This window comes from Pseudomonas sp. PVC-3-1 (assembly GCF_057444315.1).
Genome location: NZ_CM172023.1, coordinates 1,891,943 through 1,906,442 on the forward strand (window position 1 = coordinate 1,891,943; position 14,500 = coordinate 1,906,442).

11 protein-coding genes are annotated in these 14,500 nt (G+C 66.1%); 6 read left to right on the plus strand and 5 right to left on the minus strand.

The genetic code is table 11. The features are described from left to right. Positions 1–3 precede the first annotated feature (3 nt). Positions 4–1,398: an ethanolamine ammonia-lyase subunit EutB gene (locus AC2T4A_RS08750; protein ID WP_486743115.1), complete on the minus strand. Its 1,395-nt coding sequence runs from the start codon at positions 1,396–1,398 to the stop codon at positions 4–6. 11 nt (positions 1,399–1,409) lie between these two features. Next, entirely contained in the window at positions 1,410–2,774 is a 1,365-nt protein-coding gene (gene eat, locus AC2T4A_RS08755; protein WP_486743116.1) for an ethanolamine permease, read from the minus strand. 360 nt (positions 2,775–3,134) lie between these two features. On the opposite strand from eat, the gene qhpR reads away from it, so the two are divergent. Beyond that, entirely contained in the window at positions 3,135–4,187 is a 1,053-nt protein-coding gene (gene qhpR, locus AC2T4A_RS08760; protein WP_486743117.1) for an AraC-like transcriptional regulator QhpR, read from the plus strand. Positions 4,188–4,491: 304 nt separating this feature from the next. On the opposite strand, the gene exaC is transcribed toward qhpR, so the two are convergent. Further along, the gene (gene exaC / locus AC2T4A_RS08765; RefSeq protein WP_416750176.1) at positions 4,492–6,012 is read right to left on the minus strand and encodes an acetaldehyde dehydrogenase ExaC; all 1,521 of its coding nucleotides are present in this window, start codon (positions 6,010–6,012) and stop codon (positions 4,492–4,494) included. 323 nt (positions 6,013–6,335) lie between these two features. Between exaC and AC2T4A_RS08770 the strand changes: the two genes are divergently transcribed. From AC2T4A_RS08770 to AC2T4A_RS08785, 4 genes are all read left to right on the plus strand, one after another. Further along, entirely contained in the window at positions 6,336–8,246 is a 1,911-nt protein-coding gene (locus tag AC2T4A_RS08770; protein ID WP_486743118.1) for a sigma-54-dependent Fis family transcriptional regulator, read from the plus strand. Between the two features lie 459 nt (positions 8,247–8,705). Beyond that, on the plus strand, positions 8,706–10,058 hold the full coding sequence (gene mpl, locus AC2T4A_RS08775) for a UDP-N-acetylmuramate:L-alanyl-gamma-D-glutamyl-meso-diaminopimelate ligase (RefSeq protein ID WP_416750171.1): 1,353 nt from the start codon (positions 8,706–8,708) through the stop codon (positions 10,056–10,058). Between the two features lie 2 nt (positions 10,059–10,060). Further along, positions 10,061–10,690, plus strand: a complete 630-nt coding sequence (gene ubiX, locus AC2T4A_RS08780) for a flavin prenyltransferase UbiX (protein ID WP_416750169.1) — start codon at positions 10,061–10,063, stop codon at positions 10,688–10,690. After that, positions 10,680–10,967: a YceK/YidQ family lipoprotein gene (locus tag AC2T4A_RS08785; RefSeq protein WP_416750167.1), complete on the plus strand. Its 288-nt coding sequence runs from the start codon at positions 10,680–10,682 to the stop codon at positions 10,965–10,967. The genes ubiX and AC2T4A_RS08785 overlap by 11 nt, the downstream gene beginning before the upstream one ends. Positions 10,968–11,031: 64 nt before the next feature. Here the strand turns inward: AC2T4A_RS08785 and AC2T4A_RS08790 are convergent, their stop codons facing one another. After that, the gene (locus AC2T4A_RS08790) at positions 11,032–11,895 is read right to left on the minus strand and encodes an alpha/beta fold hydrolase (RefSeq protein WP_486743119.1); all 864 of its coding nucleotides are present in this window, start codon (positions 11,893–11,895) and stop codon (positions 11,032–11,034) included. Positions 11,896–11,960: 65 nt separating this feature from the next. Beyond that, entirely contained in the window at positions 11,961–13,085 is a 1,125-nt protein-coding gene (locus tag AC2T4A_RS08795) for a methyltransferase (RefSeq protein ID WP_416750163.1), read from the minus strand. A gap of 343 nt (positions 13,086–13,428) precedes the next feature. On the opposite strand from AC2T4A_RS08795, the gene AC2T4A_RS08800 reads away from it, so the two are divergent. Then, the gene (locus tag AC2T4A_RS08800; RefSeq protein ID WP_486743120.1) at positions 13,429–14,421 is read left to right on the plus strand and encodes a TRAP transporter substrate-binding protein; all 993 of its coding nucleotides are present in this window, start codon (positions 13,429–13,431) and stop codon (positions 14,419–14,421) included. Positions 14,422–14,500: the final 79 nt, after the last annotated feature.

Genomic DNA, 14,500 nt, shown 5'->3' on the forward strand with positions numbered 1-14,500 from the left:
CACTCAGGACAGTTGCGCGAGCGCATGGCGGAAGGCGCCGGGAAGCTGGCCGGCCATGTGCACGCGGCCGTCCTGCTGGCGGAGGATTTCCATGCGTTCCAGCCACGCCTCGAACTCCGGCGCGGGGCGCAGTCCGAGCGTCTGGCGCGCGTAGAGCGCGTCGTGGAAGGAGGTGGTCTGGTAGTTGAGCATCACGTCGTCGGAGCCGGGGATGCCCATGATGAAGTTGATGCCGGCTACGCCCAGCAGGGTCAGGAGCATGTCCATGTCGTCCTGGTCGGCCTCGGCGTGGTTGGTGTAGCAGATGTCGCAACCCATGGGCACGCCGAGCAGCTTGGCGCAGAAGTGATCTTCCAGGCCCGCGCGGATGATCTGCTTGCCGTTGTACAGGTACTCCGGGCCGATGAAGCCGACCACGGTGTTCACCAGGAACGGCTTGAAGTGCCGCGCCACGGCGTAGGCGCGGGTCTCGCAGGTCTGCTGGTCCACGCCGTGGTGGGCGTTGGCCGACAGTGCGCTGCCCTGGCCGGTTTCGAAGTACATCAGGTTGTCGCCCAGGGTGCCGCGCTTCTGCGAGAGCCCGGCCTCGTAGCCCTCCTTGAGGATCGACAGTGTGACGCCGAAGCTGGCGTTGGCTGCTTCGGTACCGGCGATGGACTGGAACACCAGGTCCAGCGGCGCGCCCCGGTTGATCGCCTCGATGGAACTGGTGACGTGGGTGAGCACGCAGGACTGGGTGGGAATCTCATAGCGCTGGATGATCGCGTCGAGCATCTCCAGCAGGGTGCAGATCGATTGCAGGCTGTCGGTGGCCGGGTTGATGCCGAGCATGGCGTCGCCGTTGCCGTAGAGCAGGCCATCGAGCACGCTGGCGGCGATGCCCGCCGGGTCGTCCGTGGGGTGGTTGGGTTGCAGGCGCGTGGACATTCGCCCGCGCAAACCCATGGTGTTGCGGAAGCGGGTGACCACGCGGATTTTCTGCGCCACCAGGACCAGGTCCTGTACGCGCATGATCTTCGATACCGCGGCTGCCATCTCCGGCGTCAGCCCCGGCGCCAGGGCGCGCAGGCTGGTTTCGTCGGCCGCATCGCCGAGCAGCCAGTCGCGCAGGCCACCCACCGTGAGGTGGCTGACCGGGGCGAAGGCCTGGCGGTCATGGGTGTCGATAATCAGCCGGGTAACCTCGTCGCTCTCGTAGGGGATCAGCGCCTCATCGAGGAAGCGCTTGAGCGGGATGTCGGCCAGCGCCATCTGCGCAGCGACGCGCTCGGCGTCGCTGCCGGCGGCGACCCCGGCGAGGCGATCACCGGAGCGCGCCGGGCTGGCCTTGGCCATCACCTCGCGCAGGCTGTCGAAGCGCCAGGTCTGGCCACCGACGCTGTGAACGAATACGGCCATGGCGCTACTCCTCAACCCTGACTGGCGAACGACGCATCGGTACCGCGATTCAGGCTGATGACGATGCTGCAGCAGGAGCAGCCGCCGATCATCAGCACCAGGAATACCGAGGCGATGACGCTGTTGAACCAGAGCATGGCGGCCAGGCAGACCAGCGCCAGGACCAGTGCGATGGCCGGCACCAGCGGGTAGCCCGGCGCGCGGAAGCTGCGCTCCAGGTCCGGCTCGCTGCGGCGCAGCTTGAACAGGCTGAACATGCTCATGATGTACATGACGATGGCGCCGAATACGCTCATGGTGATCATTGCCGCGGTCAGGGTCATGCCCTGCAGGCTGATCAGGCCGTCGCTGAAGATCGCCGCGATGCCCACGGCGCCGCCGGCGAGGATGGCGCGATGCGGGGTCTGGAAGCGCGACAGCTTGGCCAGGCTGCGCGGCAGGAAGCCCGCGCGGGCCAGGGCGAAGAACTGCCGCGAGTAGCCCAGGATGATGCCGTGGAAGCTCGCCACCAGGCCGAACAGGCCGATCCACACCAGCGTGTGCATCCAGGTGGAATTGTTGCCGACCACGGCCTTCATGGCCTGCGGCAGCGGGTCGTTGATGTTCGACAGCGCGCGCCAGTCGCCCACGCCGCCGGCGAAGATCATCACGCCGATGGCCAGCGTCACCAGAGTCAGGATGCCGGCGATGTAGGCACGCGGGATGGTGCGTTTCGGGTCTTTCGCTTCTTCGGCCGCCATGGCCGCGCCCTCGATGGCGAGGAAGAACCAGATGGCGAACGGGATGGCGGCGAAGATGCCGGCCATGGCGGTGGAGCCGAATACGTCCGAGCCGGCCCAGCCGTTGAGTACGAAGTTGCTGAAGCTGAAGCCCGGTGCGACCACGCCCATGAACACCAGCAATTCGGCCACCGCGAGCACGGTTACCACCAGCTCGAAGGTGGCAGCGATGCTCACGCCGAGGATGTTCAGCGTCATGAAGATCACATAGGCGCCGGTGGCCGCCCACTTCGGATCGAGGCCGGGGAACTGCACGTTGAGGTAGGCGCCGATGGCCATGGCGATGGCCGGCGGGGCGAAGACGAACTCGATCAGCGTGGCGATGCCGGCGATCATCCCGCCGGTCTTGCCGAAGGCCCGCAGGCTGTAGGCGAAGGGCCCGCCGGCGTGGGGGATGGCGGTGGTCAGTTCGGTGTAGCTGAAGATGAAGCAGGTGTACATCACCGCAACGATCAGCGTGGTGACGAGAAAGCCCAGGGTGCCGGCGGCGGCCCAGCCGTAGCTCCAGCCGAAGTACTCGCCGGAGATCACCAGGCCCACGGCGAGTCCCCAGAGGTGCAGGGTGCCAAGCGTCGGTTTGAGATGTGATGCGCTCATTGTTGTTGTTCCTCTTCTCTCAGGGAGTGAGCCGAAAGGGGCAAGCCGCAAGGGCGGGGACGGATACCTGAGCCTCGATGGTAGTGGCGCACTGCCGCGCAAGACTTGACCGCTGGAACCGGCTTTTGCCGTGCAGGGTCAACTGGTTGTTACCCATTGCCCCAACGTCCGTGAAATGCTCGCTTCTGGTGCCGGAAATCGCCTGTATGCCCTGCGCTGTGGCAGCTGCAGGCCAGGCGCGGCGCCGTGTCCGGCTGATCGGTAATGCATGGCGAGGCACGGGAATTGCTTTGTTTATTCGTTCCCTTCTTTCCGGGAACCATGTGCCTTGCGTGTCTCAAAACAAGATCGGTAACCGACATGAGCCAGCCTCTGTTTTCCCCGTCCGGCCTGAGCCTGCCCCTGGCCAGCAACATCGGCGTACTGTCCGCCGCCGCCAGCGGCCTGGGTCGTTTCATCGGCGACCAGGGCGGCGACATCGATCGCGTCTTCGGCCGCGCCGGAATCGACCCGGAGCGCCTGCTGCATCCAACCTTGAGCCTGGCGCTGACCAACTACTGCCAGGTGTTGGAAGAGGCTGCGCGACAGTCGGGGTGCGACAACTTCGGGCTGCGCTATGGCGAGCAATTCCGCCCGCGCGAACTGGGCCTGCTGGGTTACGTCGGGCTGTGCTCTGAGACGCTGGAAGACGCGCTGAAGAACTTCTCCGCCGCCTTCCCCTATCACCAGCACGACACCCTGATCCGCCTGGTGGATTGCGGCGAGTGCTACCGCTTCGACTACCAGGTGCGCCACGGCGCGATCCTTGACCGCCGCCAGGACGCCGAGCTGACCCTGGGTATGGCGCTGAACCTGATGCGCCATGCGCTTGGCCCCGAGTGGGCGCCGCGCGCGGTGAGCTTCGAACATGCGCGGCCGGAAGGCTGGCAGGAACATGGCCGCGTGTTCGATGCGCCGGTGCTGTTCCAGCGCGGCTGCAACTCGATGCTGATTCCCAAGCGTGACCTCTATGGCCGGCAGATGCCCGAGCGCGACGCCAACCTGCTGTTCCTGGTGCAGGACGTGATCCGTCGCCTGGGCGAGCAGAGCGGCGCCCCCAATCTGGTGGAGGACGCCGGCACGCAGATTCGCCTGGCGCTGGTCGATGGCGAACCTTCGCTGGAGTTGATTGCTGAGCAGTTGGAACTCACCACCGCCGGCCTGCAGCGCCGCCTGCGCGAGGCGGGGCTGAGTTTCAGTCAACTGGTGGAAAACACCCGTCGCGATCTGGCGCTGCATTACCTGCGTCAGCCGCAGCGACCGATCTCCGAGCTGGCGCCGTTGTTGGGATATTCCGAGACCAGCGCCTTCTCTCGCGCCTTCCGCCGCTGGTTCGGCGTGAGCCCTCGGCAGTGGCGCAGCGACGCGAGCTGACCTTCTTACTGTAGGAGCGAGCTTGCTCGCGAACAGATTCCCCGGCGGCTTCGTAGCTGGGCAGGTTCGCGAGCAAGCTCGCTCCTACAGGCCTCGCTTCGCGCTTGATCCCTGCGTAGGAGCGGACTCTGTCCGCGATTGATTTTCGACCACGCTGAGCCGGCCGATCGCGTATCGCGGACGGAGTCCGCTCCTACGAATAGCCTCTTTTCCGGACATAAAAAAGCGCGGCCCGTGGGCCGCGCAAAGATCGATTCGGGGAGACCGCCCGGCGTACCGGGCGGGGGCAATCAGCAGTGCGCAATCAGAAGAAGCCCAGCGGATTGATGTCGTAGCTCACCAGCAGGTTCTTGGTCTGCTGGTAGTGGTCGAGCATCATCTTGTGGGTCTCGCGGCCCACACCGGATTTCTTGTAGCCACCGAAGGCGGCGTGCGCCGGGTACAGGTGGTAGCAGTTGGTCCACACGCGACCGGCCTTGATGCCGCGGCCCATGCGGTACGCACGGTTGATGTCGCGGGTCCAGACGCCAGCGCCCAGGCCGTACTCGGTGTCGTTGGCGATCGCCAGCGCCTCGGCTTCATCCTTGAAGGTGGTGACGCCCACCACCGGCCCGAAGATTTCTTCCTGGAACACGCGCATCTTGTTGCTGCCCTTGAGCAGGGTCGGCTGGATGTAGTAGCCAGTGGAAAGGTTGCCGTCGAGCTTCTCGACCGAGCCGCCGACCAGGATCTGCGCGCCTTCCTGCTGGGCGATGTCGAGGTAGGAGAGGATCTTCTCGTATTGCTGCTGCGAGGCCTGGGCGCCGACCATGGTGTCGGTGTCCAGCGGGTCGCCGCGCTTGATGGCTTTGACCTTCTTCATCACCACGTCCATGAACTGCGGGTAGATGGACTCCTGCACCAGCGCGCGGGACGGGCAGGTGCACACCTCGCCCTGGTTGAAGAAGGCCAGCACCAGGCCTTCGGCAGCCTTCTCGATGAAGGTCGGCTCGGCCTGCATGATGTCTTCGAAGTAGATGTTCGGGCTCTTGCCGCCCAGTTCGACGGTGGACGGAATGATGTTCTCGGCGGCGCACTTGAGGATGTGCGAGCCCACCGGGGTCGAGCCGGTGAAGGCGATCTTGGCGATGCGCTTGCTGGTGGCCAGCGCTTCACCGGCCTCCTTGCCGAAGCCATGGACGACGTTGAGCACGCCCTTGGGCAGCAGGTCGCCGATCAGTTCCATCAGCACGCAGATGCCCAGCGGAGTCTGCTCGGCCGGCTTGAGCACGATGCAGTTGCCGGCGGCCAGGGCCGGGGCAAGTTTCCAGGCAGCCATCAGCAGCGGGAAGTTCCACGGGATGATCTGCCCGACCACGCCCAGCGGTTCATGGATGTGGTAGGCCACGGTCGTGTCGTTGATCTCGGCGGCGCTGCCTTCCTGCGCGCGGATGCAGCCGGCGAAGTAGCGGAAGTGGTCGGCGGCCAGCGGGATGTCGGCGTTGAGGGTTTCACGCACCGGCTTGCCGTTGTCCCAGGTCTCGGTGACGGCCAGCAGCTCCAGGTTCTGCTCGATGCGGTCGGCGATCTTCAGCAGCACCAGCGAGCGGTCCTGCACCGAAGTGCGGCCCCAGGCGTCGGCGGCGGCGTGGGCGGCGTCCAGTGCCTTGTCGATGTCGGAGGCGTCAGAGCGGGGGAATTCGGCGATGGGCTGGCCATTCACCGGCGAGGTATTGGTGAAGTACTGACCCTTCACCGGCGGGACGAATTCGCCGCCGATGTAGTTGCCGTAGCGCGCCTTGAACGAAACGATGGCGCCTTCGCTACCGGGATGGGCATAACGCATGGTCGGATCTCCTGGGTCTTGTGCTTGTTGGGGAGGACGTTGAACAAGCGTAGAGCAAGGGCCGGGCCATGCCAGTGAAAGCCCCGCGCCGCTTGGGTTGCGGCGGATCGAGCCGGGCGCCGGAAGTCGCCCTGTAACGCCCCTGGCACAGGGCTGGGTGACAGTTTGTCCCGTAAACGTGACAGTCGTGACCTGACGGTCGGCCAGACGTTGCATTGGTCAGGCGCGTGGGGGATGCTGTCCTGCGTTCCGTCGGATTGTCGGACAGACTTCGCCGGAACCTCGGGGCTGCCTCCCCGTCCCCATAGCGGAGAACAACAAGAATGCGCGCCAACGATTTGAGCCGCCACGCCCGCCAGGTCATGACCGTGGCCGAGGGCAAGGCCCGCGCCGGAGCCCCCGGCGCGGACCCGTCGATCGCCCGCTCCTGGATGCGCTGCCTGGAGCAGTATCACCTCGACCCGGCGCAGCCCATGGCCCCGGCCGTGCTCGAGCACGCGCGCATGCTGGAAGTCCGCGAGCGGCACCGCCAGGTGCTGGAAATTGCCAGCGACGAGATGAACAGCCTGCACCAGCAACTGTCCGGAGCTGGCCACGCGGTGCTGCTCACCGATTCCCGCGGGGTCATCCTCAACTGCGTCAGCGAAGCCGCAGAGCGCCGCACCTTCGAGCAGGCCGGGCTGTGGCTCGGCGCCGACTGGAGCGAGGCACGCGAAGGCACCAACGGCATCGGCACCTGCCTGGTGGAGCGCCAGGCGCTGACCATTCACCAGGATGAGCATTTCCGCAGCCGCCACACGGGCCTGACCTGCTCGGCCAGCCCGGTGTTCGATCCGCAGGGCGAACTGCTGGCGGTGCTCGACGTTTCCTCCGCGCGCCGTGACGTATCGCGGCAAAGCCAGTTCCACACCATGGCGCTGGTCAACCTGTCGGCCAAGGCCATCGAGAGCTGCTATTTCCTGCGGCATTTCGAGGACCAGTGGCTGCTGCGCTTCCACCTGCAACCCGATGGCCTCGGGCTGTTCAGCGAAGGCATGCTGGCCTTCGGTGCCGACGGGCGCATCCGTGCGGCCAACCAGAGCGCCATCAACCTGCTCGGCAGCCGCCGGGAAAGCCTGATCGGCCGCTCGCTGGAACAGTTCTTCGATTGCCGGCTGGACGACCTTTTCAGCCGCGCCGACCCACAGCCCAATGCCAGCTGGCCGCTGCGCACCCACGCCGGGCGCACCCTCTATGCGCTGCTGCGCGGCAAGCGGCCCATCGCCGCCGCGCCGGTGCTGCCGCGCGCGCCGTTGGCGAAGGGACTGTGCATCGACGACCCGCAACTGGCCCATGATTTCCGCCGTGCGCTGAAGGTCTACGCCCACGACGTACCACTGCTGCTGCAGGGCGAGACCGGCACCGGCAAGGAAGCGTTCGCCCGTGCCGTGCATCTGGCGGGCGAGCGTGCTGGCAAGAGCTTCGTCGCGCTGAACTGCGCGGCGATTCCCGAGACCCTGATCGAGAGCGAACTGTTCGGTTATCGCGGTGGTAGCTTCACTGGCGCACGCAAGGAAGGCATGCGCGGCAAGCTGCAACAGGCCGATGGCGGCACGCTGTTCCTCGACGAGATCGGCGACATGCCGCTGGCGCTGCAAACGCGCCTGCTGCGCGTGCTCGAGGAGCGGCAGGTGGTGCCCATCGGCGGCGAGCCGCAGGACGTGGATATCCGCCTGATCAGCGCCAGTCACCGTGACCTGGAGGCGCTGGTGGCCGCCGGACAATTCCGTGAAGACCTCTACTATCGCCTCAACGGTTTGGTCGTCGCGCTGCCGCCGCTGCGCGAGCGCGAAGACCGTGGCGCGCTGCTCGGCCACCTGTTGGCCGAGGAGAGCAAGGGCCGCAGCGTACGCCTGGACGACGACGTGCGCCGCCACCTGCTGGACTTCCCCTGGCCGGGCAACGTGCGCCAGCTGCGCAACGTGCTGCGCACGCTCTGTGCACTGTGCGACGGCGGACGCATCCAGATGGCCGACCTGCCGCCGGATCTGCGCCGTACTTCGGTTCCCGCCGTTGTCGAGGTAGCGGTGAGCGAGGAGGGCGGCGACACCCTCGGCGCCGCCGAACGCGATGCACTTCTGGCAGTGCTCGAAGCGCAGCGCTGGCATGTCAGCCGGGCTGCGCAACAGCTGGGCATCAGCCGCAACACGCTGTACCGAAAGCTCAACCGCCACGGGCTGAGTCGCCGAACCTGAACAGGGGGGTCCCCGTAGGAGCGGACTCTGTCCGCGATTGGCCCGGTGCCATGCGGTTCGCGAGCAAGCTCGCTCCTACGAAGAACGCGCGCGCCGAACCTGTAGGAGCGAGCTTGCTCGCGAACAGATGCCAGGCTTGAGATGGCTTCCCCCGGCTGACTTCGCCTCTTCACCGAAGGAGCGTAGGGCGTGTAACGTTCGACGTTATACGCCGTTTGACCTTGATCGCAGGGCGCTCCGGGCTCAACCAGGCGCTGGCGGCAAACAACGGTATATCGGCGGACAACCGCAAACGCTTGTACGCGCTACGGTTCGCTCCCGTGACGACATTCTCCGACCACTGGGAACCGCTTCCCCACCTCGTCGTCTGATGCCCCGGCGGCGGGCCGCGCGGGGGCGCGCTGTGCTACTCTGCCGCCCATTCGAAGCGCCTGGAAAGGCTTGATTGCAGGAGTCTGCATGCATATCCACATCCTCGGTATCTGCGGCACCTTCATGGGGTCGCTGGCCGTCCTGGCCAAGGAGCTGGGCCACCGCGTGACCGGCTCCGACGCCAACGTCTACCCGCCCATGAGCACCCAGCTGGAATCCCAGGGCATCGAGCTGATGCAGGGCTATGACCCCGCCCACCTGGAGCCGGCTCCGGACCTGGTGGTGGTCGGCAACGCGCTGTCGCGCGGCAACCCGGCGGTGGAGTACGTGCTGAACAAGGGCCTGCCCTACGTGTCCGGCCCGCAGTGGCTGGCTGACCACGTGCTGCAAGGCCGCTGGGTCCTGGCGGCTGCCGGTACCCACGGCAAGACCACCACCAGCAGCATGCTGGCCTGGGTGCTGGAGCACGCCGGGATGAGCCCGGGCTTCCTCATCGGCGGCGTCCCGCAGAACTTCGGTGTCTCTGCGCGCCTGGGCGGCACGCCGTTCTTCGTGGTCGAGGCCGACGAGTACGACAGCGCCTTCTTCGACAAGCGCTCCAAGTTCGTCCACTACCACCCGCGCACGGCAATCCTGAACAACCTGGAATTCGACCACGCGGACATCTTCCCCGACCTCGCCGCCATCGAGCGGCAGTTCCACCACCTGGTGCGGACCATCCCCGGCGAAGGCCTGGTCATCCATCCCACCTCCGAAACCGCGCTCAAGCGCGTGATCGACATGGGCTGCTGGACCCCGGTGCAGACCACCGGCGAAGGCGGGCAGTGGCAGGCGCGCCTGCTCAGCGAGGACGGTTCGCACTTTGAGGTACTGTTCGACGGTAAGCCGCAAGGCACCGTGGACTGGGAGCTGACCGGCCAGCACAACGTCGCCAACGCCCTGGCTTGCCTCGCGGCGGCCCGCCATGTCGGCGTGGTGCCGGAGCTGGGCTGCGCCGCGTTGTCGGCCTTCAAGAGCGTCAAGCGGCGCATGGAAAAGGTCGCGCAAGTGCAAGGCGTGACCATCTATGACGACTTCGCCCACCACCCGACTGCCATCGCCACCACCCTCGATGGTCTGCGCAAGCGCGTCGGCGATGCCAAGGTGATCGCCGTGGTCGAGCCGCGCTCCAACTCCATGAAGCTCGGCGCCCACCGCGACGGCCTGCCGGAGTCCGTGGTGCAGGCTGACAACGTATTCTGGTACGCACCGCCGAACCTCGGCTGGGACCTGGCCGCCACCGTGGCCAGTTCCACCGTTCCCACGCAAGTGTGCGACTCGCTGGAAGCCATCATCGAGGGCGTGAAAGCCATCGCCACGCCGGGCACCCAGGTAGTGGTCATGAGCAACGGCGGATTCGGCGGCCTGCACGGCAAGCTGGCCCAGGCGCTGGAGGGCTGAACATGGCCGGAGCCGAACGCGTCACCCTTGCCATGACCGGCGCTTCGGGCGCCCAGTACGGCCTGCGTCTGCTCGACTGCCTGGTGCAGGAAGACCGCGAGGTGCACTTCCTGATCTCCAAGGCCGCGCAGTTGGTGGTGGCCACCGAGACCGATGTGACCCTGCCGAGCAAGCCGCAGGCGATGCAGGCTTTCCTGAGCGAATACACCGGCGCCGCTCCCGGGCAGATTCGCGTCTACGGCAAGGAAGACTGGATGGCCCCAGTGGCTTCCGGCTCCGGCGCGCCGAGTGCGATGGTGGTGGTGCCCTGCTCGACGGGGACGCTGTCGGCCATCGCCACCGGCGCCTGCAACAACCTGATCGAGCGCGCCGCCGACGTGGCGCTGAAGGAGCGTCGCCAGTTGATCCTGGTGCCGCGCGAGGCGCCGCTCTCCAGCATCCACCTGGAGAACATGCTCAAGCTGTCCAATATGGGCGCGGTGATCCTGCCGGCTGCTCCGGGCTTCTACCATCAGCCGCAGACGGTCGACGACCTGATCGACTTCGTCGTCGCGCGCATTCTCAATCAGCTGGGCATTCCCCAGGACATGCTGCCGCGCTGGGGCGAACACCATCTTGTCAGTGACGAATAAGCTCCTGGCCGCCCTGTTGCTGCTGCAGCTGGACGGTTGCGCCACCGTGAAGACCCTTAACGACAGCCGCCCTGGCGATCCGCTGATCTATGCCGGCACCCGGCTGGATTGGTATTCGCTCAATGGCGGCTGCTGCCCGAAGGATCACTTCGGCACCGACGCGCCGGCCTACCCCGGTCTCGACCTGCCCGGCAGCGCGTTGCTGGATACCTTGCTGCTGCCGCTTTCGATCGCCGCAGAGCTGGGAGTCGGCCTGCAGGTGTGGGGCGGGAACTGATTTTCCTCCCCCGCGCTTTGTGCCGTTCAGAATGATGCCGGGGATGGTGGGCAACGCCGGCCCTTCAACGCCGACTTAGCCACTGTGCGATTCGCGGCCAGATTTCCTGGCTGGCATTGCGCGACAGCAGCAAGCGGTTATGGCTGTAATCCTCCCGCGCGCCGGTCGCCAGGCCGAAGAGCTCCAGGCGCGCGTCATCGCCGCCGAATGCCTTGACCAGTGCCTCGCAGCCAGCCACGGGCGCGATGAAGGTATCGCCGCTGCCAGCCACCCCCAGTACCGGCAATTGGACGTTGGCCAGCCCGGCCAGATAGTCGAAACCTGCCAGGGAGTCGAAGCGTCGGCGCAGGTTCCATTGGCACCACTGCCGCATCAGGCGCGCGCTTTCCGCCTCCGGGCCGACGCTCTTCGCCCGGCTGGGAGCGACGCGTCGCCAGCGCAGCATCCAGTCGTAGCCGAGCACCGCGAGTTTGTGTGAAAGACTTGCACCAGCTGCCGTGGCCTGGGAGCCAATCAGCACCATCGAGCGCAACCGCTGCTGCGCCAGTTCGGGATGACGCGCCGCCCACATCGAAACAATCAGTCCGCCGCCGGAATGCCCGATCCAGTGCAATGCGGTGTACCCGCTGCGCTGACTCACCGCATCGAGAATGGCCGGTACATCCTGCTCGGCCACGTCGTCGAAGCTATGGAGGAAGCCGTTGCGCCCGCTGTCGCCATGCCCGCGCCAGTCGAACAGCCAGCAGGCGAAGCCCTGGCTGGCCAGGTAGTTGGCCAGTCCCAGGCAGCTGCGGTGATTGGAGAAGGTGCCGTGGGTCAGCACCACCGGCACGCCATCCGCCGGGCCTGCGCGGCGCAGGGCGAGATCGACGCCGTCGGCGGTGCGGATCAGTTCCGGTGAGAGTGGGGCGGCTTCTTGTGCGGTCATGGCATACGTCCTGGCGAAGGCGATCCATGCTGCTCCGGCACGCCGGCCGGAGCAATCCCGCTGGCCTATTTGGTCGCTTTCAGCACCACGAATTTCGGATTTGCCGCCACCTGCTCGACGCCGCGGAACAGGCGCTTGAGCTTGGCGTGATAGCCCAGGTGGCGGTTGCCGACTATCCACAGTTCGCCACCGGTGACCAGTGCTGCGCGGGCCTGCTGGAACATGCGCCAGGCGAGGAAGTCACCGACTACCTGTTGCTGGTGGAAGGGCGGGTTGCACAGGACCAGGTCCAGGGAATCGGCGGTCTGGCTGGCGAGGCCGTCGTCAGGGCGGATATCCACAGGGCGGTCGCCCAGGGCGGCCTGCCAGTTTTCCCGCGCGGACTGCACCGCCATGTACGACTCGTCCACCAGCGTCAGTTCGGCCTGCGGGTTGAGCAGGGCGAAGGCGATGCCCAGCACGCCGTTGCCGCAGCCCAGGTCGGCGGCGCGCACGGCATGGTGGATTTGCGGCAGGTGCGGGAGGAAGGAACGGGTGCCGATGTCCAGGCCCTCGCGGCAGAACACGTTGGCGTGGTTGAGCAGCGTCAGCGCCGGCTTTTCCAGGCGGTAGCGCGTCGGGTAGGGCGAGGTGGGCGCGGGGCGCTGCTCGGCGCTGGCCACCAGAAGCCGCGCCTTCTTCACTGCCAGTGAGGCCTGCATCGGGCCGATGTATTTCTCCAGCAGGTCACCGGCGGCACGCGGCAGGTGTTTGATCATGCCGGCCGCGACCACTTTTGCGCCGGGCGCGAGTTGGCCGTGCAGGCGGATCAGTTGCTCTTCCAGCAGCGCCAGGGTCTTGGGCACGCGCACCAGCACATGATCGAACGGGCCTGGCAGGGGTTCGCTGGCGGGGACGAAGGTGAGCGGCGCTTCGGCCAGGCCGTTGCGTTCAAGGTTGCGCTCAAGGGCGATGAAACCCAGGTGCGAATCGCCGCTGCTGGTCAGGTGCACGTGGGGCGCGAGGCTGGCGGCGAGGGCGCCGAAACTGTCGTTGAGCACCAGCACGCGACTGTCCGCGGTTACGCTCTGCTCATGGAGATGGTTGAGCAGGTACTCGTCGGCCGCGTCGAAGGCCTGCAGCGGGTCTTCGCGCTGTTCGGGGTGGCGGACCAGGTCGAGCTGGGCGAAGGGGCTGGCGAGGACGGGCATGGGACTCTCGAACGAAGAATGGCTGAGAACAGGTGATGCTGGAAGTCGCAATGAGACGAGGCTGATTGCAACGAGATTGTCATCAAACTGAGAAGCAGTTGGCCATCATCTGCTTGTGCAGGGCGGCGTTATACCGAAAAATTATGACCTATCCGCCCGCTGTCGTCTTTCCATCGCTGCGCGGCGGCCTCCCAATAATAACCGGGCGGTCCATGCGACCCGGTAGGGCCCGATCCCGGAGCTGCGCTCCGCCGACCGACGGCCACCACTCCAAGTCTTCACGAATCCTCGACACGCGACACTCGTTCGCGCGCCGGGCTATTGCCATTGCATAAGGATGTCGATGTACAAGTCGTTGCTCGGGGTGGCTCTGTCCGCCCTTTTCCTCGTGGCTCAACCGGCTCTCGCCGATGCGCCCATCGTGATCAAGTTCTCCCACGTCGTCGCCGACGACACGCCCAAGGGCCGCGGTGCGCTGCTGTTCAAGAAGCTGGTGGAAGAGCGCCTGGGCGGCCAGGTGAAGGTCGAGGTGTTCCCCAATTCCACGCTGTTCGGCGACGCCGATGAACTGCAGGCGCTGCAGGACGGCAAGGTGCAGATGCTGGCGCCGTCGCTGTCGAAGTTCGAGGGCTACACCAAACAGCTCGAAGTCTTCGACCTGCCGTTCCTGTTCGACGACCTGGAGGCGGTGAAGCGCTTCCAGAAGCGCGACAAGAGCCGCGAATTGCTGCACTCCATGGCACGCTCGGGCATCTACGGGCTGGGCTACTGGAACAACGGCATGAAGCAGCTCTCCGCCAACCGCGAGTTGCGCGCACCGGCCGATGCCAAGGGGCTGGCGTTCCGCATCCAGCCGTCGTCGGTGATCAATGCCCAGTTCGGCCTGCTCGATGCCACGGCGGTGAAGATGCCCTTCGCCGAAACCTTGAAGGCACTGCAGGACGGCAAGGTACAGGGGACCGAGAACACCTGGTCGAACATCGGCAGCCAGAAGCTCGACACTGCCCAGCCATTCATCACCGAGACCAACCATGGTGTGCTCAGCTACATGGTGATCAGCAACCAGAAGTTCTGGAACAGCATGCCGTACCCGGTGCGCACCCAGCTGGAAAGCATCATCGAAGAGGTCACCGTCGAGGTGAACAAGGACGCCGAGGCGCTGAACCAGAAGGAGCGCGAGCACGTGGTCGCCAACGGCAAGGCGCGCATCATCACCCTGACCCCGGCCGAGCGGGACGCCTGGCGCACCGCCATGCAGCCGCTGTGGAAGGAGTTCGAAGGCGAGATCGGCACCGACGTGCTGCGCGCCGCCCAGGTGGTGAACCGCAAGCACTGATCCCCTGGCAGTGATCTGGAGCAGGCTTGTGGCGATCTAGCGGGATAGCCACAAGCCTTGCGGGTGTTTCTTCGCGCGC